The following is a 21,478-nucleotide window of genomic DNA, read 5'->3' as shown; positions in this document are numbered from 1 at the left end:
TTATCCCTTCGGGGCGGTGGACAGCAGGTCGACGTTGCCGTCGAACTGCCAGAGCGGGTTCGGCGCGTCCCCGGTCGGGGTCCGCACCAGGAAGTAGCCGTTGACTTCCTTCGGTCCGTCGCCGTCGGCGACGAACCGCCCGTCGGAGGTGACGTCGAGCTGGTAGACGGCCGTACCGACGGCCTCGACGCCGGGGAGATGCCAGGAGACGACGCAGCGCCAGTCGTTGCCCGGCCCCTCGGCGGTGACGTGGCCGGCGCTCTTGTTGCACGCCGCCGTGGCCCGCAGCCGCGCCTCGGTGACGTCCGGGCGGTTCAGCTGCTCGGTCTGCAAGCGGTAGAGGTGGGCGAACTCCGTGGCCAGGGACCGCTGCACCTTGTCCTGCCGGATCCCGGAACCGACGGACGGGGTCGCCACGGCGACGACCGTGACCGTGAGGGCGACCAGTACGACCAGCGGCAGGAGTCCGGTGGTGAGCGCGCGGCGCCCCGAGCCGTCGTAGGACAGGTTGGTGAAGTCGCGCCGCAGGAAGAGCAGGCGGGCCAACGTGGTCGCGAGCACCGCCCACACCAGGCTGACGGCGATACCGATGAGGAGCGGGCCGAGCTGTGCCGGGCTGGTGAACAGGCCGTTCCAGGCGATGAAGGCGTAGCCCGGCAGGGCGAGGCGTACGGCGACGGGCAGCGGCAGCATCTGGGCGACCTGCATCGCGAGCGCGACGAGCGCCGGCAGCAGCAGTCCCATCGGGGACCGCCCCAGCGCGACCGACCCGAGGAGTCCGATCGCGGCGAGGGCCAGGGTCGGGGCGAGCACGCAGACCCAGGCGAGGAGGACCTTCCCGGCGGCGTCCCCCGGTGTCAACTGGTGGCCGTCCAGGCCGGCCAGCGGATGGTTGCCGACCGCCAGGACCCCGCCGACCACACTGGAACAGGCCAGCCCGGCCACCAGCAGCAGGATGACGCTGAGGCTGGCCAGCGCCTTCGCCGCGAAGATCCGGCGCGGCGACCGGACCGCCACGAGCAGATGGCGCCAGGTGCCGAGCCGGTCCTCGGAGGCGAACACGTCGCCCGCGACCACCGAGGTCAGCAGCGGGAGCGCCCACGTACCCGCGAAACCGAGCATCACCAGCGGCCCGGCCCACCCCGTGGCGTGCATCCAGCGACCGAAGAGGGTGTCGGTGGGGAGCGTGCTCTGCCCGCTCACCGCGGCGACGAAGAGCCCCGGCGCGATCCAGCAGGCGAGGACGAGCAGGCGGATCCGCCACTGCGACACGAGCTTGACCAGCTCGAAGCGGTAGCCGCGGGGCACGGAGACCCGGCCGGCGCTGACACCGGCAGCGTGGTCGTCGACTGTGGTCGCGGTCATCTGCCGGCCTCCTGATGTTCGGTGAGGGCGAGGAACGCGGCCTCCAGCGGCGACACCACCGGCGTGAGCTCGCGCACCGCGATGCCCGCGTGCACGAGCCGTTTCACCAGCTCGTCGAGGGCGGGCACCAGCGCGCGCACGACGAGCCCCTCGCCGGTGCCGTGCCGTACGCCGTCGACGACGTGGATCCCGGCGGTGTCGGCCGCTTCCCGGCGGGCGGCCGGCGCGTCGGAGGTGAGCAACCGGTAGTCGAGCTCACGGTTCTCGGCGGCCAGCTTGCCGAGCGGGCCGGAGAAGACGACCCGTCCGGTCGCGAGGATGGTGACCTCCGAGCAGAGCGCTTCGAGGTCGTCCATGCGGTGGCTGGACAGCACGACGCTGGTTCCGTCCGCCGCGAGCCGGTTGAGGACGCCGTGTACGTGCCTTTTGCCGGCCGGGTCGAGGCCGTTGGACGGTTCGTCGAGCACGAGCAGCCGGGGCTTGGTGAGCAGGGCGGCGGCGAGCCCGAGCCGCTGACGCATGCCGAGCGAGAAACCGCGGGTCCGGTCGTCGGCGACTTCGGTGAGCCCGACCTGGTCGAGCACGTCGTCGATCCCCGCGGTCCGCGAGGCGCTGCCGCGCAGGGCGGCCAGCGCGGCGAGGTTCTGCCTGGCGGTGAGCGAGGGGTAGAGGCCGGGCCCGTCCACGAAGCCGGCGACACCGTCGGGAGCGGCGAGCGCCCGTCCGACCGGGGTACCCAGGATCTCGAGGCGGCCGCCGTCGGCGACGGCCAGGCCCAGCAGGAGGCCGAGCAGTGTCGTCTTGCCCGCGCCGTTCGGTCCGACCAGGCCGTGTATCTGGCCCTGCGTCACATCCAGATCGATGCCGTCGAGGGCGACGACGTCGCCGAAACATTTGGTGATCCCGCGCGCCCGGACGGAAGGTCTGTCCATGAATCCCTACTTTCGAAGCCTCAAAGGACTTTAGGGACTTCTCTGAACGCAAGCAGGAACGGCTGATTGAACGTTGCTGGAACGGGAGAAGATCTGGCCGTGGTCGCGCCTGTGACCTGCTTCTATGTTCCACACCTTTTCCATGGTCGGATCACGCTGACCATTCGTAAGAAATTCTTAATTTCGAACGACTCTGCCGGTTGGGTCGTCGTCGGTAAGGCATCGGTAAATGCGCGTGCGCGAATTGGCAAGCAATCAGCCAGAATTGGGCAAAGCCCTGATGCGCAGGCCCTGTTCAGTCCTGCGCGGCAGCATGCCGAGCGGGCGGCGCCGTGACGGCCGCCGCCCGCTCGGAGCTGTGCTGCTCCTTCCTATCCCGCGCAGGTGAGCCGGGCGTCCGCCCAGTCCGCGTGGTCGTGGGCGTTGCCGTCGCCGCCGTCCGCGATCACGAGGTGCAGTTGCTGGGCACCGGTGACGTCGAGGTCCAGGGGCAGGGGCTGTGAGGTGCCGGTGAGCACGGGGGTCGTGGTCAGTGTCCGGCCGTCGGCGGTCACGGTGAAGGTGACCGAGCCGTACGGGGCGACCTCGTCGTCGATACCGACGGTGGCGGTGAGCCGGCTGCAGTTGCCGCCGAGGAAGAACGCCACGTCGCTGTCGGTGTGGGTGCCCAGCCCCTTGGCGTGGACGGTGCCGCGGATCGTGATCGGCAGTCCGTCGCCTTCCGCCTGCTCGCCGTTGGAGCTGTCACGTTCGACCGGGCCCCAGCCGTTGCTGCTGGAGACGAACGACAGGTCGCTCAGGTAGGGGCTGCCGGTGGGCGGCGGGATCGGCACCTCGGTCTTCGCGGTGCCGTACGTCCAGTGCTGCACGCCGCCTCGGGCATAGGTGGCGAGCGGCGAGAAGGTGACGGACACGGGGGTCGCGGCGGCCGTGGGGGCGGTGACGGTCCAGCTGGCGGTGACCGAGTGGCCCGGTGTGACCTTCGAGAAGGTCGTCGGTGTGGTGGCGGCGACCGTCCAGCCGTCCGGGGCACCGGACCGCAGGGTGAGGCCGGTGGCCGAGTCGCCCGTCGCCGGGACGGTGAAGGTGGTCTTGAGGGTGGCCGACTCACCCCGATGGATGGTCGCCGGCAGGTCCGCGGCGAGTGTGGCCGGGGTATCGGCGGCCTGCTTCACGGGGGTGATGCTGAGGTTGTCGAACTCGTCGGTCTGGTAGCCGACCACGCCGATGCCGACCTGCCCGGAGGCGTACGCGGAGTCGTCCACCGCGCCGACCGGCTTGCCGTCGACGCTCGCGGTGATCGTGGTGCCGCTGAAGCTCAGGCCGAGTTTGTGCCAGCTGCCGGTGCCGAGCCGCCGGGTGGTGCCGTCGGCGAGTGTGGTCAGTCGGCCGCTGGTGTCGCTCTTGACCACCGACCACTTACCGGTGTCGGCGACCCGCAGGAAGTAGCCCGCCTGGTGGGACTGCGGCCGCTGCTGGTCACCCGCCCGGCCCATGAGTTCGACCGTGCCGGACTGCTCCAGGTAGACGTCCGAACTGACCGTGTAGTTCTTCCAGTCGACGTCGCCGAGGAGGGCGAACGCGTCGCTGTCGTCCTGCCACTCGATGGGCTGCTGAGCGGCCATCTGCCGGACGCACTGGCCGGAGCGTCCGCCCTTGCACGGCGCGATCTCGAAGGAACCCTGCATGTCGGACAGGTACTTCGCCTCCCGCCCGGGGGTCTTCTGCTCGAAGGAGTCGGTGTAGGGGAGCGCGAGGTGGCCCTGCTTCGGGCTGACGGCGTTGCCCTTGCCCTGGCCGGTGGTTGTGGTCAGGGAGTAGACGTAACCGGGCTTGAGGGTGACGCTGAAGTGCCCGTCCTTGGGGGTCACGTCACCGGTGTGCACGAAAGCGCCGGAGGTGCCGGCGGACTTGAGGTCGGTGGCCCAGATGTGCACCTTGCCGGTCGGGAGTCCGCCGCTGACCGTGAAGTCGGCGGTCCGGGAGCTGCTCGCGGTGGAGGTCTCCAGGATGGTGCTGTACGCCGAGTTGTCCGGCGACTTCAGGGTGACGTAGCTGCCGTTGACGCGGTCCCCACCGAGGTAGCCGCTCGCCTTGTCGACGAACTTCCAGCCGGGCTGGGTGACTTGGGTGACCTGGGCCGTCGTCCAGAGGCTGGTGCCGATGTCGTACGCCCCGGACCACGGCTGGTTCGCCACCGCGAGGCCGACCGTGTCGTAGGGCAGGTTGGGGTAGATCGCGGCCAGCAGCGGCCAGTTGAGATAGGCGGTGAACTTGCCGTCGAGGTAGCCGCGGGTGATGGAGCGGATCAGGGCACCGGCGCCGGTGTTCTCGTCCAGGGAGCCGTTCTCGCTGGCCCACAGGGGTTTGCCGGTGGCCTGGGCGTTGGACGAGCTGGGGCAGGTGTTGGCGCTGCCGCCGTCGCCGCCCTCGCAGGGGTAGTGGACGCCGACGACGTCGATCGACTTGGCGAAGTCCGGGTCGGAGACGATGTCGTCCGCGACGTCCAGGCCCGAGTCTGCTCCGACGATCTGTATGGGGAGGTGCTTGGCGGCGAGCGTCGCGTGCAGCTTCTCGTACCAGCCGATGTCGTAGCCGCGTTCGTTCCAGCCGCCCAGGTAGTCGATGTCCAGGCCGTGCTGGCGGGCGCAGCCCAGCCAGGTGGTCAGGTAGTCGATCGTGTCCTGGGACCAGAAGTCGCCGCCGCCCGGGGAGTTGTCCGTGTTGCCGATCCAGCCGGGGGCGCCCCAGGCCAGGCCGTACAGCTTGATGTGCGGATTGCGCTTCTTGGCCTGCTCCATCAGCCACCACTCGTAACCGCTGTCGCAGTGCACGGTTCCCTTGGTGTGCTCGATGCTGGGCTCGGACCCGTCGGTCGAGTTGGTGTCGCCGCCGATCTCCACCTTGAGCATCTGCAGGGCGGCGCCGTAGCCGGGCTTGAAGAGGTAGTCCAGGATCCGGCTGCGCTGCGGCTCGGGGTAGTTGATGAGCAGCCGTGAGTTGCCTCCGCCGCCGCTGATGGCGCCGATGCCGTCGAAGGCGCGGCCGGTGCCGGCTCCGTCCACGGCGACGTCGGTCTTGCCGGGAACGGGTGCCTCACCGACGAAGTCGATCCGGTCGACGGCCAACGCGGTGCCGCTGGAAGCGGCGTTCTTCCGGCCGGTCGACGTGAGCGTGAAGGTGTGCGCGCCGTCGGGCAGCGTGGGACTGGTCCACACGGGGACGTCGCCGGTGCGGGTGGCGCTGTAGAGGTCGACGTCGACGGGGGCGCCGCCGTCGATGGAGACGGCGCCGATGCCATGGCCGGGGTCGGTGATCGCGCGGAAGGTGAGTTGGGTGCCGGTGAAGGCGAAGTCGACCGACTCGCCGGTGGTCTCGGTCCAACTGTTGGTGCCCTCGTAGGGATTGGCGGGTGCGCCCTCTCCGCTCGCATGGCCCCAGCCGGAGCCGTGGTAGTCGAACTGGTCCCGGCCGCTTCCCTGGACGGAGTCGTCCACGGTGACAGTGGTGGCGGTAGTGATGGTGTCTGCGGCGGGGACCGTGTCGGCCCCCGCCTTCGCGGTGGCCGACAGCAGCAGGACGGCGGTGAAGACCACGCTGCCCAGTCTGGTTGCACGACTCCATAGGGAATGGGACATGCGCTCTCCCGGTGTTGCAAAAGGGAATGGAGGGAACAGCTCCGCGCACAGTGCTACAGGAGCTAACGCAGCCGGACAATGGTCCAGACAGAATTCAACAGAAGATTGCACCGCACTCGGGTCATTGCACCGCACTCATGTCATAAGGGGGCTGGGCTGTCCCTGTTACTTCGCACGAGACCCTGGGTGATGGGGGGCTGCGTGGGCAGCTGGTGTTCAAGGCAGCCGGTACTCAAGCCGACCGGCGTCGGTCAGTAGCCGTAACCGCCTCCCGAGTTGCTCGGGGAGGGGCTGGGCGCGGTGCCGGTGATCGGGGTGCCGCTGGGGCTGACCACGTACCAGGCGCCGCCGAAGGCCGTACTGCCCTGACCCGTGGTGTCACCGGGCTTGGTGTCCTGGGCGAAGCGGTAGAGGGGGTGACCGTTGTAGGTGACCTGGGTGGTGTGGTCGTTGCGAGGGGCGGTGCCGACCTTGCTGGCGTTCAGGCCGTGGGTGCTGGGGCGTCCTGTGGTGGTGTCGGGCGGCCATGCCGCGGCGCAGGTGCCGTAGCAGTGCGAGGTGGTGCCGCTGTCGGCCTGGAACAGGTACAGGGTCCGGCCGGATCCGTCGACGAGGATCTGGCCCAGGGGGGAGCTGTGCGCCCGCAGGGCGGCGGACCCGCCGGTGGCGGAGGCCGAGCTGCTGGACGGAGGCGATGAGCTGCTGGTGCCGGAGCTTCCGCATCCGGCGGCGAGGGCCGCGACGGCGGTCGCGGTCGCGGCGATGATGGCGACGCGGTTCATGACGTTCTTCTTTCCGCTGGAACCCCCTGCCGCGACGGGTGCGGTAGGGCTGGTCCACCGGCCCGCCGTTGGGCGGGTCTGTAGTTCGATACGTCGATTGGTGCCTGTTCGTTCACTTATGGGCTGGTATTTCGGTCGGCGGCTTTCGCTGAGGCAGGCCTACGCGAGACGCGCGCCGCGCAGAAGCAGCAGGGCGACGTCGAAGGCGGCCAGGGCCAGGCAGATGAGGAAGGGGGCCCGGCTTCGCCCGGCCGGCCACAGGGCGACGGTCAGCGAGAGCGCGCAGGTCGCCGCGAGCCCGGCCCGTGCGGGGAAGCCGACGGGTCCCGCCGGGCCCAGGACCAGCACGGCCGAGCCCGCTGCCAGCGCCGCCGCCGCCAGCACCCGCGCGCCGCGGTGGCCACCTCGTTGGGGCAGGCCGCGGATGTCCGCCGCGAGGTCGTCGTCGATGTCCGGCAGGACGTTCGCGGCGTGGGCGCCCACCCCCAGCAGCGCGGCGCCGGCCCACGCCCACCAGTGCGGCCACGGGGCTCCCGGCAGGGAGAGGGTGACGAACGCGGGTAGCAGCCCGAAGGCGACCGCGTACGGCAGCCATGACCAGGCGGTGCGCTTGACGCCGAGGTTGTAGCCCCAGGCCGCGGCCACGCCGACCAGATGCGCGCTGCCCGCCCGCCACCCGTTCGCGAGGGAGAGCGGCACACACGCCGCGAGGGCGCAGCCCGCCGCGAGCGCCACCGCCCGCGCGGAGGCCGCTCCGGTCGCCAGGGGCTTGTCGTGGCGCGTGGCGGCCACGTCCCGGTCGGCGTCGATCAGGTCGTTGCTCCAGCCCACCGACAGCTGTCCGGTGAGCACCGCCGCCGCGATCAGCGCCGTACCGGCGCCGCCCCGCCCGGACACCGCGGTCAGCGCCGCGACCACCGCGGTCACGGCCACACAGGGCGCGGGGTGAGTGGCCAGCAGCAGGCCGACCCCGCGCCCGGGCCCGCGGCGGCGGGGCTCTGCGGTGGTCAGGGTTGCTGCCGAGGCTCCGAGGGTCCGCACGCCCCGAATGCTAGGCGCGGTCGGCTCGCTCCCCCCGCTGCCACACACGCGAAATGCCGGTGATGTGGGATACGTACAGATTCATCATGGTCATCCCTATTCTTGCCGGATGACGCGTATCGCCGCTGTCCACGGAGTGCTGCCGGCCCACCGCTACCACCAGCGCGAGATCACCGACGCACTCGCGGCGATGTGCCTCCCCGGAGCCGGTACCCCGGAGCGGGACCGCGGTGTGCTGGACCGGGTGCACGCCACGGCCCGCGTCCGCACCCGCCATCTCGCCCTGCCGCTGGAGCGGTACGCCTTCCTGGAGGGCTTCGGGCAGGCCAACGACCTGTTCATCGAGGAGGGCCTGCGGCTCGGCGAGGAGGCTCTGCGAGCCGCCCTGGACGAGGCCGGGCTCGTCCCGCAGGAGGTGGACCTGGTCTTCGCCACCTCGGTCACCGGTATCGCGGCCCCGTCGCTGGAGGCCAGGCTCGCCGGGCGCCTCGGGCTGCGGCCGGACGTGAAGCGCGTGCCGGTGTTCGGCCTGGGCTGCGCGGCCGGTGCCGCCGGGCTGGCCAGGGTCCACGACTATCTGCGGGGCCACCCGGACCAGGCCGCGGTGCTGCTCTCGGTCGAGCTGTGCTCCCTCACCCTGCGGCGCGGCGACAGCTCCGCGCAGAGCATGGTCGCCGGTGCGCTCTTCGGTGACGGCGCCGCCGCGCTGGTCGCCGTCGGCCAGAACCATCCCCGCCGCCAGGAGTACGCCGGACCCCAGGTGGTGGCCACCCGCAGCCGCCTGTACCCGGGTACCGAGGACGCCCTCGGCTGGGACATCGGCGACAGCGGCTTCACCATCGTGCTCGGCGCCGAACTGCCGGAACTGGTCCGCCTGCACGTGGGCGAGGAGGTGCGCTCCTTCCTGGCCGCACACGACCTCAAGCCGGACGACATCACCGGCTGGGTCTGCCACCCCGGCGGCCCCAAGGTGCTGGAGGCGCTCCAGGAGACACTCGGCCTCGGGTCCGACGCGCTGGAGCTGACCTGGCGCTCCCTCGCCGAGGTCGGCAACCTCTCCTCCGCCTCCGTGCTGCACATCCTGCGCGACACCCTGGCCCTGCGCCCGCCCCCGGCCGGCACTCCCGGCCTGCTGCTGGCGCTCGGGCCGGGCTTCAGTTCCGAACTCGTGCTCCTGCGCTGGTAGGTGAGGGATGACCGCTTACACCGTACTGATCCTGCTGGTGGCCGCCGAGCGGGTCGCCGAGCTCGTCGTCGCTCGCCGCAACGCCGCCTGGAGCCGCGCGCACGGCGGGGTGGCGTACGGGGACGGCCACTACCCGGTGATGGTCGCCCTGCACACCGGACTGCTGGTCGGCTGCCTCGCCGAGACCCAGCTCGCCCCGCGGCCCTTCGAGCCGCTGCTCGGCTGGCCGATGCTGGCCCTCGCGCTCGGGGCACAGGCGCTGCGCTGGTGGTGCATCAGCACCCTCGGACCGCGCTGGAACACCCGCGTCATCGTCGTGCCCGGCCTGCCGCTGGTCAGCGCAGGCCCGTACCGGCTGCTGCGCCACCCCAACTACGTCGCCGTGGTCGTGGAGGGGCTCGCCCTGCCGCTGGTCCACGGAGCATGGCTGACCGCGATCGGCTTCACCCTGCTCAACCTGCCCCTCCTGGCCGTCCGGCTGCGCTGCGAGAACGCGGCACTGGCCCGGTCCGCGCCACCCGAGGCCTCCGCGACCTCGTCATGCTCGACCTGCTGATCGTCGGCGGAGGGCCCGCCGGACTCGCCACCGCGATCCATGCCGCCCGCGCCGGACTCGACGTGGCCGTGGCCGAGCCCCGGCCGACACCGGTCGACAAGGCCTGCGGCGAAGGACTGATGCCGGGCGCGGTGCGAGCTCTCGCCGACCTGGGCATCGCCCTGCCCGGGCACCCGCTGCGCGGCATCCGCTACCTCGCCGCCGCCGGAGACGACGCCGCCGACGCCCGGCACGCCGAGGCCCGCTTCCGCCACGGACCCGGCCTGGGCGTGCGGCGTACGGACCTGCACGCGGCGCTGGCCCGGCGGGCGGCGGAGCTGGGCGTCCCGGTGCATCCGGTCAAGGTCGACGCGATGACGGTCCGGCAGGACGCGGGCAGTGTCACCGCGGCCGGGCTCACAGCCCGTTACCTCGCCGCCGCCGACGGCCTGCACTCGCCCGTTCGCCGGCACCTCGGCCTGGGCCTGCCCGATCCGCGCCCACCCCGCTACGGGCTGCGCCGACACTTCACCGTCGCGCCCTGGACCGACCACGTCGAGGTGCACTGGTCCGCGCGGGCCGAGGCCTACGTCACCCCGCTGGGGCCCGAGTTGCTCGGCGTGGCCATCCTGACCGCCGAGCGGGCACCGTTCGACGTGCAGCTCGCGGGCTTTCCGGCGCTGGCCGCCCGCCTGCCCGCGCACGCCTCCTCGGCCGTACGCGGCGCGGGACCGCTGCGACAGCGGGTCCGCGGCCGGGTGGCCGGCCGGGTCCTGCTGGTGGGCGATGCCGCCGGTTACGTCGACGCGCTCACCGGCGAGGGCATCTCCCTCTCCCTGGCCGGTGCCGCCCAACTCGTTCGCTGCGTCCGCGACGGCCGGCCCCTGGACTACGAACACGCCTGGCGCCGGGCCTCACGCCGCCACCGCCTGCTCACCGACGCCCTGGTACGCCTGCGCGCCCACCCCCGACGCGCCCACCTGATCGTCCCCACCGCGGCGCGCCTGCCCTCCCTGTTCACCGGGCTGGTCAACGGCCTGGCGTGAAGCCGGCTCAGGAGGCGAGGATCCTGCTCTTCTGGTCCTCGAACTCGGTCTCGGAGAGGACACCCTGAGCCTTGAGCTCACCGAGCTGCTTCAGCTGATCGATCTTGCTGGTCATGTCGACGGGCGGCGCGGCGGGCGGGGGCTCCGCGGAGCCCACCGGCTGCGGCGGTGCCTGCTGGTATTCCTGCTGGTATTCCTGCTGGGCCCATCGCCCCTGCTGGCGGCGGGAGACACGGTTCGACACGGCGGTCGCCGTACCGGCCACTACGGCTGTGCGGGCGACCCCGCGGAGGAGACCTGGCACGGCGGATTCCTTTCTCGCAGGAGGCAGGCGAGACAAACAGCTCCCCGGCCGGCGCGCGATTTCCGGGCGCACCGGACCCTTCCATTGGACTACCGGACGAATTTCCTCGCACCTCGGCCTCTGCGCCGACCGGCGTAATCGTCGGCGTTCTGCCGTTCGGCGATTCTCGTGCCAAGCTGATATGTGGGCCATCGGCCGCGGCAACACTCCAGTGGTCTACGTGGGAGGAGCCCGAAATGACAACAACCGGAATGCACCGACACGGTGCCAGGAGTAGCGGTGAAGGGGCGTGGGTGTCCGGCTGGACCGGTTTCGCCGGGGTCATGATGATCTTCGGCGGGGTGATGGCGATATTCCAGGGAATCGCCGCCATCGCCCAGGACGACGTATTCGTCGTCACCGGCAACTACGCCTACACCTTCAACCTGACGAGTTGGGGCTGGATCCACCTCGCCCTCGGCGTCCTGGTGGTTCTCGCGGGCGCCGCCGTGTTCTCCGGAGCGACGTGGGCCCGGGTGGTCGGAATCGCCCTGGCCGGCCTGGCGATGATCGCCAACTTCATGTGGCTGCCGTACCAACCCGTCTGGTCCATCGTGCTGATCGCCGTGGACGCCTTCGTCATCTGGGCTCTGTGCCTGGGAACGGGCCGGGAGGCTCGCACCGATTAGGGCGTGTCCTGGTCGGCCGCGCCGTTCCAGCCGGCGAGCGGGCAATTGCGCCGTTCGGCGTGGGACAGCACCCCTGGCGGCTGACCGGAGACGTGCCACCGGGCCGTATCGGCTCACCCGTGTTTTCGTTGTCGGGCGGATCCCCGTTTTCCGGGATCCTGCGTTTTCCGCATCGGCACTCACAGGGAGACACGAGTGGAAACCAGCGGCAGTGACGGTCGCCAGCCCCCTGCCCATCAGCTTCTCAAAGGGCAGAAGGCGCTGGTGACGGGCGCGAATTCCGGTATCGGAAAAGCCACCGCGATCGGTCTGGGGCGTATGGGCGCCGATGTGGTGGTGAATTACGTGGCAGGGCGGGACGCCGCGGAAGAGGTGGTGCGCGAGATCGAGGCCCTCGGCGTCCGTGCCTACGCACACGAGGCGGACGTGTCGCAGGAGGACCAGGTCGTCGACATGGTGTCCCGCATGGTCAAGGAGTTCGGGACCATCGACGTGATGGTGGCGAACGCGGGGCTCCAGCGCGATGCCCCGGTCACCGAGATGACCCTGGACCAGTGGCAGAAAGTCCTGGACGTCAATCTGACCGGACAGTTCCTGTGCGCCCGCGAGGCGGCCAAGGAATTCATGCGGCGCGGTGTCGTCCCGGAGGTCTCCCGTTCCGCCGGGAAAATCATCTGCATGAGTTCGGTCCACCAGATCATCCCCTGGGCGGGCCACGTGAACTACGCCTCGTCCAAGGGCGGCGTGCAGATGCTGATGACGACCCTCGCCCAGGAGCTCGCGCCGCACGGGATCCGGGTCAACGCCGTCGCTCCGGGAGCGATCCGCACCCCCATCAACCGCAGCGCCTGGGACACCCCCGAGGCCGAGGCCGAGCTCCTGCGACTCGTGCCCTACCGCCGTGTCGGCGACCCGGACGACATCGCGAACGCGGTCGCCGCGCTGGCGTCCGACCTCTTCGACTACGTCGTGGGGACCACGCTCTACGTGGACGGCGGAATGACGCTGTTCCCCGGTTTCGCCACGGGTGGCTGAACCCCCCTTTCCCCCAGCCATCCGGTACGAGCCACCGAGGCCCATGTGAACAGCGCGATCGACCATTTTCTGGCGGACGGCCCCCCACAGCTCCTGCCGGCCCGGGAGCTGATGGCCTTCACCCTGGGCGCCCACATCCTGCTCGTGCCCTTCGGCGTGGCCCTGCCCGCCATCACCCTCCTGATGCACTACCGCGGGCTGCGCAAGGGCGACGCCGTAGCCCTCCTGCTCGCACGGCGGTGGTCGGCGGTCATGGCCGTCCAGTTCGCCATCGGGATCGTCACCGGCACGGTGCTCTCCTTCGAGTTCGGTCTGCTGTGGCCGGGCATGATGGGCCGGTGGGGCGATGTCTTCGGCCTCGGCTTCGGTATCGAGGCGTGGGCGTTCTTCCTCGAGGCGATCCTCATCGCGATCTACCTGTACGGCTGGCGCCGGCTCAAACCGTGGACGCATTTCTGGCTCGGAGCGCCCCTGCCGCTGGCCGCCCTGATGGGGGCGTTCGGCATCGTGGCCGCGAACGCCTGGATGAACACCCCGCGCGGCTTCACCCTCGACCAGTCGGGCAACCCCGTGGACGTCGACGTGCGCAAGGCGGTCTTCACGCCGATGTTCGGCCCCGAGTACTGGCACTTCGTGGTCGGCGTGGTCCTCACCGCCGGGTACGTGGTCGCCGGGGTGTACGCGGTCGGCTGGCTGCGGGGCCGCCGGGACCGTTACCACCGGCTCGGCTTCACCGTGCCGTTCTCGGTCGCCGCGATCCTCACGCCCGTGCAGTTCGTGCTCGGCGACTCGATCGCCCGTTCCGTGTTCCACAAGCAGCCGGTGAAGTTCGCGGCCACCGAGATCGTCTGGAAGACCGACACCCATGTGCCGGAGTACATGTTCGGGCGGCTGCATCCCGACGGTTCCATCTCCGGCGGGATCAAGATCCCCCAACTGGACTCGATCCTCGCGGGGTTCAGCCCGGACACCAAGGTCACCGGGCTGACGTCGGTCCCGGCGAGCGATCGTCCGACGGCGACGCAGGCCACCATCGCGCACTGGGCGTTCGACATCATGGTGACCATCGGAAGCCTGCTCATCCTGCTCGCGCTCTGGTACGGCTGGTGCTGGCTGCGCCGCCGTGACCTGCCCAGATCGCCGTGGTTCTTCCGGTGCGCGGCGCTCGCCGGCGCCGCCTGTCTGCTGACCGTGGAGTGCGGCTGGATCACCACCGAAGTCGGCCGGCAGCCCTGGATCGTCTACCAGAACATGCGGGTCTCGGAGGCGGTGACGGACACCCGTGCGGCGTCCCTGTGGACCATGTTCGGCATTGTCGTGGTGGTCTACGCGCTCGTCCTCGCTTCCTTCCTGACCATCCTGCTGAAGATGAGCGGCCGATGGCGGCGGGCCGACGAGGACGCGCTCGCGGGAGCCGCCGCCGAGGACCTGGAGGGCGACACCCCCTACGGACCTCGCCCGTTGTCCACGACCGCAGGCAGGGACAGCAGGGGGGACGAATGATCCAGGACTTCGTCGCCTGGGTGCTCCTGGCAGCGGTGGCCGCCTACGCGTGCGCCGGGGGCACGGACTACGGCGCCGGATTCTGGGACCTCCTCGCGGGCGGCGCCCAACGCGGCAGACGCCCCAGGTGGCTCATCGACCACGCCATGGCACCGGTGTGGGAGACCAACAACGTCTGGCTCATCTTCGTCCTGGTCATCATGTGGACCGGCTTCCCGGTCCTGTTCCAGACGATCTTCACGGCCATGTGGCTCCCGCTGGCGCTCGCGGCCGTGGGACTCGTCCTGCGCGGCGCCGGCTTCGCCCTGCGCAAGCCCACACGGAGTCTCGCCCGGCGCAGGGTCTACGGCGCCTTCTTCGCCGTCTCCTCGCTGCTGACGCCGTTCTTCCTCGGAGCGGCGGTCGGGGGACTCGCCACGGGCCGGGTGGTTCCCGGCACGAAGGCGTCCGCCGACGCCTGGTCGAACGGGACCTCCGTGATCGCCGGGCTGCTGACCGTCGCCGCGACCGCGTTCCTCGGAGCGGTGTTCCTCAGCGCCGACGCCCGCCGCTTCGACGCCGCCGACCTCGTCGGCTACTTCCGGCTGCGGGCCTGGTGCAGCCTCGTCGCCGTCGCCGTACTGGCGGTCGTCGGCCTCGCCGTGACCCACGACGACGCGCGGTACGTCTACGACGGCCTGACCAGCGGAATCGGCCTGGCTCTCGTCCTGGCCGCCGGCGTCTGCGCGGTGGTCACGGCCGGGCTGCTGTACCGGATGGCGACGGGATGGGCGAGGCTCACCGCGGTCGGCAGCGTGGCTCTCGTCGTCGTGGCGTGGGGGCTCGCCCAGCGGCCCTATCTCATCCCGACCTCGCTGACCGTGGCCCAGGCGGCCGGCGCGGCGACGACGCTGCGCTGGCTGATGCTGGTCACCCTCGTCGCGGTGCTGCTCGTCGGACCGCCGCTGATCCTGCTCTACCGGCTGGACACCCGCGGGATCCTCCAGCCTCTCGGTGAGGCGGATCTGCGGCAGACGGCGGCGAGCCGGGAACCCGAGAACCCGTGACCGGCGCCGGGGCCGGCCAAGGACCGCCGATCGTGCTGGTCCTGGGCGTGACCGGCTCCGGGAAGACCACCGTCGGCAAGGCGGTCGCCGAGCTGCTCCACCTGCCGTTCGTCGAGGGCGACGACTTCCATCCCGCCGCGAACGTCGCCAAGATGAGCGCCGGCCGCGCACTGGACGACGCCGACCGCGAGCCCTGGTTGCGGGCCCTCGCCGACCGCGTCCGCCACTCCGTCGAGGCCGGCGAGGGGCTGGTGGTGGCCTGTTCGGCCCTCAAGCGCGCCTACCGCGACGGGCTGCGTGCGGCCGCGCGCGGACGGCTGTGGTGCCTGTACCTCGCCTTGGACCGGGACACCGCATGGGACCGCGTGTCCCGGCGCACCGGCCACTTCATGCCCGCCCGGCTGGTCGACTCGCAGTTCGAGACGCTGGAGCCCCTGGAGCCCGACGAGCCGGGCATGACCATGGACGCCACAGCCGATCTTCCGGCGCAGCTCACGCGCGTACGGGCCGCCGTCGGCCGTTTCGGTGAGCACACGGCCCGCTGAGTGTGGGCGTCCCCAAAGCACGGTGAACGCGCGCGGCCAAAGCCCGGCGACTACCCGGGCGGCCGACCGGGACTGGCCCGCGGAGCCACTACGCCGGCGGCCGGCCTGGCTCGGTGGCGTCCAGCGCGGCCAGGACGGCCGGCACCGGGATCCGCCCGGAGGCGACCAGCTGCGCGCCGCCGCGGCGCAGCGCGGTGGCGAAGGGCGCGGCCCACAGGTTCTCGTAGACCAGGATCCCCGCCGAGTTGCCGGGTTCCAGGGCGGCCCCCGCCTCATCGAGGTCGTCCTGGCCCAGCAGTCCGGAGGAGGCGCCCTCGAAGACGGCCAGGTCCAGGGCCCCGTCGCCGGTGAGGTCGGCGATTTCCAGACCGACCACGGACCCGTCCTCCTCCTTTCTGACGAACAGCAGGTCGAGGATCCGAATGAGGCCGCGATCCACCAGGTCGACCAGGAGGGGAAAGCCCTCGCCCGTCATTCGGTTCCCGGGAAATTCGACGACCACGTAGTCGATCGGTCCCATTTCGGCGAATTCATCGTTCACGGCTTCACCCCTCGGTGATCGTGACATCGAAATTCCCCCTTCCTCCGAATTCCATTGCATCACCGGACGCAAGGCGCCGCACCTCAGTAGGGTGTTCGACCCGTCGGGCCCGTCCGCCATCAGGACCGCCCAGGTCGCGGGGCCGCAGCAGCACCGGTCTCCTGTGACCATGACGAGCAGCACACCCCCACCGGGCCCGGACGAACCCCCCGCAGGCCAGTCCGGCGACCAGCGGTCCTCGGCGCCGGAGCGCGACGAGCTGGACGAACTGCGGCACAGGGTGCGGGCCCTGGAGAGCACCGGACGGTCACCGGCCCCGCGGCACCACTGGTTCCGGTCGACGGGGTCGGTCCTGCTGATCCTCCTCGCCGCACTGCTGTCGCTGCTGGCCGTCGTCGCGGTCTGGGCGAACAGCATCGTGCGGGACACGGACCGCTATGTCGCCACCGTCGGGCCGCTTGCGAGCAATCCGGACGTACAGAAGGCGATCACCGCACGGGTCACCACAGCGGTCCTGGCGCAGGTCGACGTGGAGGCACTGGTCAAGGAGCTGGAGAAGGCGGCGGATGAGAAGGGGGCCCCGCCGAAGGTGGCAGCACTGCTCGGCGACCTGAAGGGCCCGATCACCAGCGGCCTGAAGAGCCTGGTCAGCGGCACCGTTGAGCGGGTGGTCTCCAGCAAGGCCTTCGACACCGTCTGGGTGGACGCGAACCGCAGGGCCCACGCCGCGCTCGACGAAACCCTCACGGGCGACTCCGACGCGGTGGTGTCCGTCGAGAACGGCCAGGTCTCCATCGACGTGGGACCGATCGTGGCCCAGGTCAAGGACCGGCTGGTCAGCGCCGGCTTCAAGCCGGCCGCTCGTATCCCGGCCGTCCACACGCAGTTCGTGGTGTTCGCGTCGAAGGACGTCGGCAAGATCAAGTGGTATCTGCGGGTGCTGGAGATCGTCGGCAGTTGGCTCCCCCTCATCGCCGTACTGATCGGCGCCGCGGGCGTCTACCTGGCCGTGCACCGCCGCCGGGCCCTGATCGGGGCCGCCCTCGGGGTGTTCGCCGCCATGCTGCTGCTCGGCATCACGCTCAGCGTCCTACGATCCGTCTACCTCGACCATCTGCCCACCGGGGCGTCCGAGGCCGCCGCCGGCGCGGTGTACGACGCGTTGGTCAAGTTCCTGCGCGCGGGCGTGCGGGCGCTCGGTGCGGTGGCTCTGGTGACGGCCGTCGGTGCCTTCCTCATGGGCCCCTCCAGGGTCGCCGTCCTCACCCGTACGGGCTGCCGCAAGGCCATCGGCGCGCTACGGGACGCCTCCGTGTCGGCGGGGCTCCCGCTGGGGGCGGTCGGCCGGTTCGTCCACCGCTACAAGCAGTGGATCAGCGGCGTGATCGTGGTGGTCGCCGCGATCGTCCTGTTCACCTGGACCTACCCGACCGTGGCGGTCGTGGTGTGGACGCTGGTGATCGTGCTGATCGCCTTCGCGATCCTCGAGTTCCTGGACACCGGCACTCCTGACCCGCCGTCCGCCGCTACGCCGACCGCCTGACCGCGCGCCCGTGTCGGCGTGCGGCCACCCTTCGCCAGATCGCCCGCTGGCACTTGAGCGTGCCGGTGCCGACCAGGACCAGCACGACGATGTTGAGCAGCAGTTGGAGCAGCGAACCCCAGGCCTCGTCCCAGCTGGCGAACGCCGACGAGACCCCGATGTCGGCCGCCGCCGGAATGGTCGTCACCGAGATGAAGACGCCGAGCAGTGCGCTCGTGCGGGCCTCGGCCAGTGAGACGATGCCGACGACGCCGGCCAGCACCGCCACCACGGCCGAGAAGAAGTTGGGGGTGTTGATCAGGTTCGAGACCGGCCTCAGCCCCAGTTCGAAGGCCTCCGGCTGCAGCCCGAAACCCCGGACGAGGAGGGCGAACAGGAAGGTCGCGGCGACGGCCAGCAGGAAGCCCACGAGCAGCGCGATGAGGCCCTGCTGGATCCTCGGCCGGGCGCGTTGGTCGATACCGAGCGCGATGCTGGTGATGGCCGCGTACTCCGGGCCGACCACCATCGCCGCGACGATGAGGATCTGCGAGTTGGTGATGATGCCCACCGCGCCGATGAGTCCGGCGATCACCAGGAAGAGATAGAAGCTCGGCGGGTATCTCCCCTCGGACCGGATCCGGGCCTCCACCTGTTCCCACACGGGTGCCCGCAACCGGGCCCCCAGCTCCTCGGCCCCGGTCCTGGCCGCGCGTTCCGAGAACACCGTGTCCACCGGATCGAGGACGATGGAGCCACGGTGCTCCAGCCCGAGGTCCCGCAGGCCGCGCAGCACCTCGTTCGCGGCTCCGGTCAGGACATCGCACTCGATGGCGTCGCCGTCGGGGTTGCGTACGGTGCCCGTCTGCAGGATCAGGTTCAGCACGCACGGCTCGGCGCTCAGCAGGGCCATGGTGCGTTCCGTGAGGTCCGGCGGGCAGACCGCTCGGACATGGATCATGTCCATCCGGACCTCCGCGGATCGGTGCGGTGCGCCGGCCGGTCACCCCGACCGTCGCCCTTCCATTGACGTGGCGGCCCTCGAACCCGGCAACTCGGCGTGCGCGGACCCGGAATCTGCCGCAGGGTGGGAGCATGTGGCCGCCCAGCGAGCTGAGCGAGGCCGACTTCCGGCACCTCCACCGACATCTGCGCGCCAAGGCCCCCGGCGGCACCTCGCGGCGGGGCGCCCTGGACACGATCACCGAGGAACAGGTGCTGGCGGCCGTTCGCGAGGTGCGGACGGGACGTACGGTGTCGCTCGCCGCCCCCGTCGACACCCGTACCGGACCTGACAACGCCGATCCGGCCCGGCACCGGCTCACCGCTCCGGCCGACGGACATCCCGGTTCGAGCGGCCTGGAATTCGCGCGGGACCGTTTCGCCATGAACATCCACGGCGATGTGGACAGCCACCTCGACGCGCTGTGCCACGTCGTCTACGACGGAACCCTGCACGGCGGCGTACCGGCGGCGGACGCGCTGTCGCCCGACGGAGCGAGCGCCCTGTCCGTCGACCTGGCCCGCGACGGCATCGCCGGACGCGGGGTCCTCCTCGACATCCCCCGGCTGCACGGCGTCCCCTGGCTCGAACCCGGAGAGCATGTGAGGGCCGAGGACCTCGCCGCCGCCGAGGAACGTCAGGGAGTCAGGGTCGGCCGCGGCGACATCCTCCTCGTACGGGTCGGACACCGCCGACGGCGGGAGGAGCTGGGCCCCTGGGACGTCGCCGGCGGGCGTGCCGGACTCCATCCGACCGCCATGGAGTTCCTGGCCGAACGGCAGGTGGCCGTGCTCGGCGGTGACGGGAACAACGACACGGCCCCCAGCGCGGTGCGCGGAGTCGCGTTCCCGGTGCATGTGCTCGCCGTGCACGCGATGGGAGTGCATCTGCTCGACCACCTGCGGTTCGAGGACCTGGCCCCGATCTGCGCCGAGGAGGGCCGCTGGTCGTTCCTCTGCGTGATCGCCCCGCTCCGGCTGCCCACGGCGACCGGCTCCCCGGTCAATCCCCTCGCGATCCTGTGACGGCCGGGCGGCCTCGGCCGGGCGGCCGTCAGGCAGGTGCTCACCCGAACAGTCCAACTCGCCGGAACCATCCCCCGGGGATACGTTGGTGATCGGGCTGAAAAGCCCCTTTCCGACGGGCAGGACCGGAGCACGTTCCGAGGACGGTGGCCGGCATGACCGACGCACTGCACTACGACGTCATCGTTATCGGCACCGGTGCCGGCGGTGGCACCATCGCCCACCGGCTGGCACCCACCGGAAAACGGATCCTCCTTCTCGAACGCGGTGACTATCTGCCCCGCGAACGCGACAACTGGGAATCCACCGCGGTCTTCGTCAAGGGCAAATACCGCGCCCCGGAGTTCTGGTACGACAAAGACGGAAAGCAGTTCCCGCCGGAAGTCAATTACTACGTGGGCGGGAACACCAAGTTCTACGGCGCCGCACTCTTCCGCATGCGCCCCGAGGACTTCGGTGAACTGCGCCACCACGACGGCATGTCCCCCGCCTGGCCCCTGAGCTACGAGGAACTGGAGCCGTACTACACGCAGGCCGAACACCTCTACCTCGTCCACGGCCGGCACGGCGAGGACCCGACCGAGGGCCCCACCAGCGCCCAGTACGCCCACCCCCCGGTCCAGCACGAGCCGCGCATCCAGCAACTCAGCCACGACCTGGAGAAGCAGGGCCTGCACCCCTTCCACCTCCCCATCGGGGTGAACCTCACCCAGGACGACCGGGGCCGGGCCACCCACACCAGCGCCTGCATACGCTGTGACCGCGTCGACGGCTTCCCCTGCCTGGTCGGCGCGAAGTCCGACGCGCAGGTCATCTGCGTCGACCCCGCCCTCGAACATCCCAACGTCGAGCTGCTCACCCACGCGGACGTGCGGCGTCTCGACACGGACCCGACCGGCCGCAGTGTCACCTCGGTCGTCGCGACCGTGGGGGACGGGGACGCCTCGACCGTGGAGTTCAGCGCCGACATGGTGGTCGTCGCCTGCGGTGCCGTCAACTCCGCCGCCCTGCTGCTGCGTTCGGCGGGCGACCGGCATCCGCGGGGCCTGGCCAACAGCTCGGACGTGGTGGGCCGGCACTACATGCGGCACAACAACCTGGCCCTGATGGCCGTGTCCAGGGAACCGAACGGCACCAGGTTCCAGAAGACCCTGGCGCTGCACGACTGGTACCTGGGATCCGACGACTGGGAGTACCCCCTCGGCGGCATCCAGATGCTCGGCAAGTCCGACTCCGAGCAGATCCACGGAGAAGCGCCCCGCTGGGCCGGGACCGTCGCCCCCGACATGCCGTTCGAGGTACTCGCCCACCACGCGGTCGACTTCTGGCTCTGCGGAGAGGACCTGCCCCTCGCCGACAACCGCGTCACCCTGGACCGGGACGGCGGCATTCACCTGGCCCTCGACGAGAAGAACAACACCGCCGGGCTGAAGCGTCTGCGGCACAAACTGCAGGACATGCTCGGCCACTTGGGCATGCACGAGCACCATCTCCTGTCGCACAGCATCTACCTGCACAAGGGCATGCCCATCGGCGCCACCGCGCATCAGGCGGGCACCGTCCGCTTCGGACACGACCCCGAAAGCAGCGCTCTCGACGTCAACTGCAAGGCCCACGACGTCGACAACCTCTACGTCGTCGACACGAGCTTCTTCCCGAGCATCGGAGCGGTCAACCCGTCGCTGACCGCCATCGCCAACGCCCTGCGCGTCGGCGACCACATCGCGGAGCGACTGCGGTGACCTTCGGCCACCGAGAAGG

The 21,478-nt window shown here is 70.8% G+C and carries 20 protein-coding genes; 12 read left to right on the top strand and 8 right to left on the bottom strand.

Features of this window, described 5'->3' with window-relative positions; genetic code table 11:
* Together OHA64_RS14985 and OHA64_RS14980 are read right to left on the bottom strand one after the other, a co-directional pair.
* Positions 1 to 1,365, bottom strand: coding sequence for an ABC transporter permease (locus tag OHA64_RS14985; RefSeq protein ID WP_405613115.1), 1,365 nt, complete (start codon positions 1,363 to 1,365; stop codon positions 1 to 3).
* Positions 1,362 to 2,297, bottom strand: coding sequence for an ABC transporter ATP-binding protein (locus OHA64_RS14980; RefSeq protein ID WP_405613113.1), 936 nt, complete (start codon positions 2,295 to 2,297; stop codon positions 1,362 to 1,364). The genes OHA64_RS14985 and OHA64_RS14980 overlap by 4 nt, the downstream gene beginning before the upstream one ends.
* Before the next feature lie 66 nt (positions 2,298 to 2,363).
* Between OHA64_RS14980 and OHA64_RS14975 the strand changes: the two genes are divergently transcribed.
* Positions 2,364 to 2,633, top strand: a complete 270-nt coding sequence (locus tag OHA64_RS14975; RefSeq protein WP_405613111.1) for a hypothetical protein — start codon at positions 2,364 to 2,366, stop codon at positions 2,631 to 2,633.
* 35 nt (positions 2,634 to 2,668) lie between these two features.
* On the opposite strand, the gene OHA64_RS14970 is transcribed toward OHA64_RS14975, so the two are convergent.
* The 3 genes from OHA64_RS14970 to OHA64_RS14960 all read right to left on the bottom strand — a co-directional run bounded on the left by OHA64_RS14970 (position 2,669) and on the right by OHA64_RS14960 (position 7,758).
* On the bottom strand, positions 2,669 to 5,893 hold the full coding sequence (locus OHA64_RS14970) for an NPCBM/NEW2 domain-containing protein (RefSeq protein WP_405613109.1): 3,225 nt from the start codon (positions 5,891 to 5,893) through the stop codon (positions 2,669 to 2,671).
* A gap of 293 nt (positions 5,894 to 6,186) precedes the next feature.
* On the bottom strand, positions 6,187 to 6,717 hold the full coding sequence (locus tag OHA64_RS14965) for a hypothetical protein (RefSeq protein ID WP_405613107.1): 531 nt from the start codon (positions 6,715 to 6,717) through the stop codon (positions 6,187 to 6,189).
* A 159-nt stretch (positions 6,718 to 6,876) separates the two neighbouring features.
* Positions 6,877 to 7,758 (bottom strand): UbiA family prenyltransferase, encoded by an 882-nt coding sequence (locus OHA64_RS14960; RefSeq protein ID WP_405613105.1) that lies wholly within the window; start codon positions 7,756 to 7,758, stop codon positions 6,877 to 6,879.
* A 109-nt stretch (positions 7,759 to 7,867) separates the two neighbouring features.
* Here OHA64_RS14960 and OHA64_RS14955 point away from each other — a divergent pair, with 109 nt between their 5' ends.
* The 3 genes from OHA64_RS14955 to OHA64_RS14945 are packed head-to-tail and all read left to right on the top strand — an operon-like array spanning position 7,868 to position 10,525.
* Positions 7,868 to 8,944, top strand: coding sequence for a type III polyketide synthase (locus OHA64_RS14955; protein ID WP_405613103.1), 1,077 nt, complete (start codon positions 7,868 to 7,870; stop codon positions 8,942 to 8,944).
* 7 nt (positions 8,945 to 8,951) lie between these two features.
* Complete coding sequence (locus OHA64_RS14950; RefSeq protein WP_405613101.1) at positions 8,952 to 9,500, top strand: isoprenylcysteine carboxyl methyltransferase family protein; 549 nt, start codon at positions 8,952 to 8,954, stop codon at positions 9,498 to 9,500.
* Entirely contained in the window at positions 9,485 to 10,525 is a 1,041-nt protein-coding gene (locus OHA64_RS14945; protein WP_405613099.1) for an NAD(P)/FAD-dependent oxidoreductase, read from the top strand. Before OHA64_RS14950 ends, OHA64_RS14945 begins: the two co-directional genes overlap by 16 nt.
* A 7-nt stretch (positions 10,526 to 10,532) precedes the next feature.
* Here the strand turns inward: OHA64_RS14945 and OHA64_RS14940 are convergent, their stop codons facing one another.
* A complete protein-coding gene (locus tag OHA64_RS14940; protein ID WP_405613097.1) occupies positions 10,533 to 10,829 on the bottom strand; it encodes an SHOCT domain-containing protein in 297 nt (98 codons plus the stop codon).
* A 236-nt stretch (positions 10,830 to 11,065) separates the two neighbouring features.
* On the opposite strand from OHA64_RS14940, the gene OHA64_RS14935 reads away from it, so the two are divergent.
* The 5 genes from OHA64_RS14935 to OHA64_RS14915 all read left to right on the top strand — a co-directional run bounded on the left by OHA64_RS14935 (position 11,066) and on the right by OHA64_RS14915 (position 15,626).
* Positions 11,066 to 11,497: a hypothetical protein gene (locus OHA64_RS14935; protein ID WP_405613095.1), complete on the top strand. Its 432-nt coding sequence runs from the start codon at positions 11,066 to 11,068 to the stop codon at positions 11,495 to 11,497.
* Between the two features lie 195 nt (positions 11,498 to 11,692).
* Complete coding sequence (locus OHA64_RS14930; protein ID WP_405613093.1) at positions 11,693 to 12,532, top strand: SDR family oxidoreductase; 840 nt, start codon at positions 11,693 to 11,695, stop codon at positions 12,530 to 12,532.
* A gap of 45 nt (positions 12,533 to 12,577) precedes the next feature.
* A complete protein-coding gene (locus tag OHA64_RS14925; RefSeq protein WP_405613091.1) occupies positions 12,578 to 14,035 on the top strand; it encodes a cytochrome ubiquinol oxidase subunit I in 1,458 nt (485 codons plus the stop codon).
* The gene (locus OHA64_RS14920; RefSeq protein ID WP_405613089.1) at positions 14,032 to 15,081 is read left to right on the top strand and encodes a cytochrome d ubiquinol oxidase subunit II; all 1,050 of its coding nucleotides are present in this window, start codon (positions 14,032 to 14,034) and stop codon (positions 15,079 to 15,081) included. The genes OHA64_RS14925 and OHA64_RS14920 overlap by 4 nt, the downstream gene beginning before the upstream one ends.
* The gene (locus OHA64_RS14915; protein WP_405613087.1) at positions 15,078 to 15,626 is read left to right on the top strand and encodes a gluconokinase; all 549 of its coding nucleotides are present in this window, start codon (positions 15,078 to 15,080) and stop codon (positions 15,624 to 15,626) included. Before OHA64_RS14920 ends, OHA64_RS14915 begins: the two co-directional genes overlap by 4 nt.
* Positions 15,627 to 15,714: 88 nt before the next feature.
* Here OHA64_RS14915 and OHA64_RS14910 read toward each other — a convergent pair whose 3' ends face one another.
* Positions 15,715 to 16,146, bottom strand: a complete 432-nt coding sequence (locus tag OHA64_RS14910) for a DUF6325 family protein (protein WP_405623980.1) — start codon at positions 16,144 to 16,146, stop codon at positions 15,715 to 15,717.
* Positions 16,147 to 16,336: 190 nt separating this feature from the next.
* Between OHA64_RS14910 and OHA64_RS14905 the strand changes: the two genes are divergently transcribed.
* Entirely contained in the window at positions 16,337 to 17,710 is a 1,374-nt protein-coding gene (locus tag OHA64_RS14905) for a hypothetical protein (RefSeq protein ID WP_405613085.1), read from the top strand.
* On the opposite strand, the gene OHA64_RS14900 is transcribed toward OHA64_RS14905, so the two are convergent.
* The gene (locus OHA64_RS14900) at positions 17,694 to 18,656 is read right to left on the bottom strand and encodes a DUF389 domain-containing protein (protein ID WP_405613083.1); all 963 of its coding nucleotides are present in this window, start codon (positions 18,654 to 18,656) and stop codon (positions 17,694 to 17,696) included. The two genes, OHA64_RS14905 and OHA64_RS14900, sit on opposite strands and share 17 nt — an antisense overlap.
* A gap of 128 nt (positions 18,657 to 18,784) precedes the next feature.
* Between OHA64_RS14900 and OHA64_RS14895 the strand changes: the two genes are divergently transcribed.
* Positions 18,785 to 19,717, top strand: a complete 933-nt coding sequence (locus OHA64_RS14895; protein ID WP_405613081.1) for a cyclase family protein — start codon at positions 18,785 to 18,787, stop codon at positions 19,715 to 19,717.
* A gap of 155 nt (positions 19,718 to 19,872) precedes the next feature.
* Entirely contained in the window at positions 19,873 to 21,459 is a 1,587-nt protein-coding gene (locus tag OHA64_RS14890; protein WP_405613079.1) for a GMC oxidoreductase, read from the top strand.
* Positions 21,460 to 21,478: the final 19 nt, after the last annotated feature.

The sequence above is a fragment of the Streptomyces sp. NBC_00076 genome (assembly GCF_045041235.1).
Taxonomy (GTDB): domain Bacteria; phylum Actinomycetota; class Actinomycetes; order Streptomycetales; family Streptomycetaceae; genus Streptomyces.
This window is presented reverse-complemented; position numbering and strand designations above follow the sequence as displayed.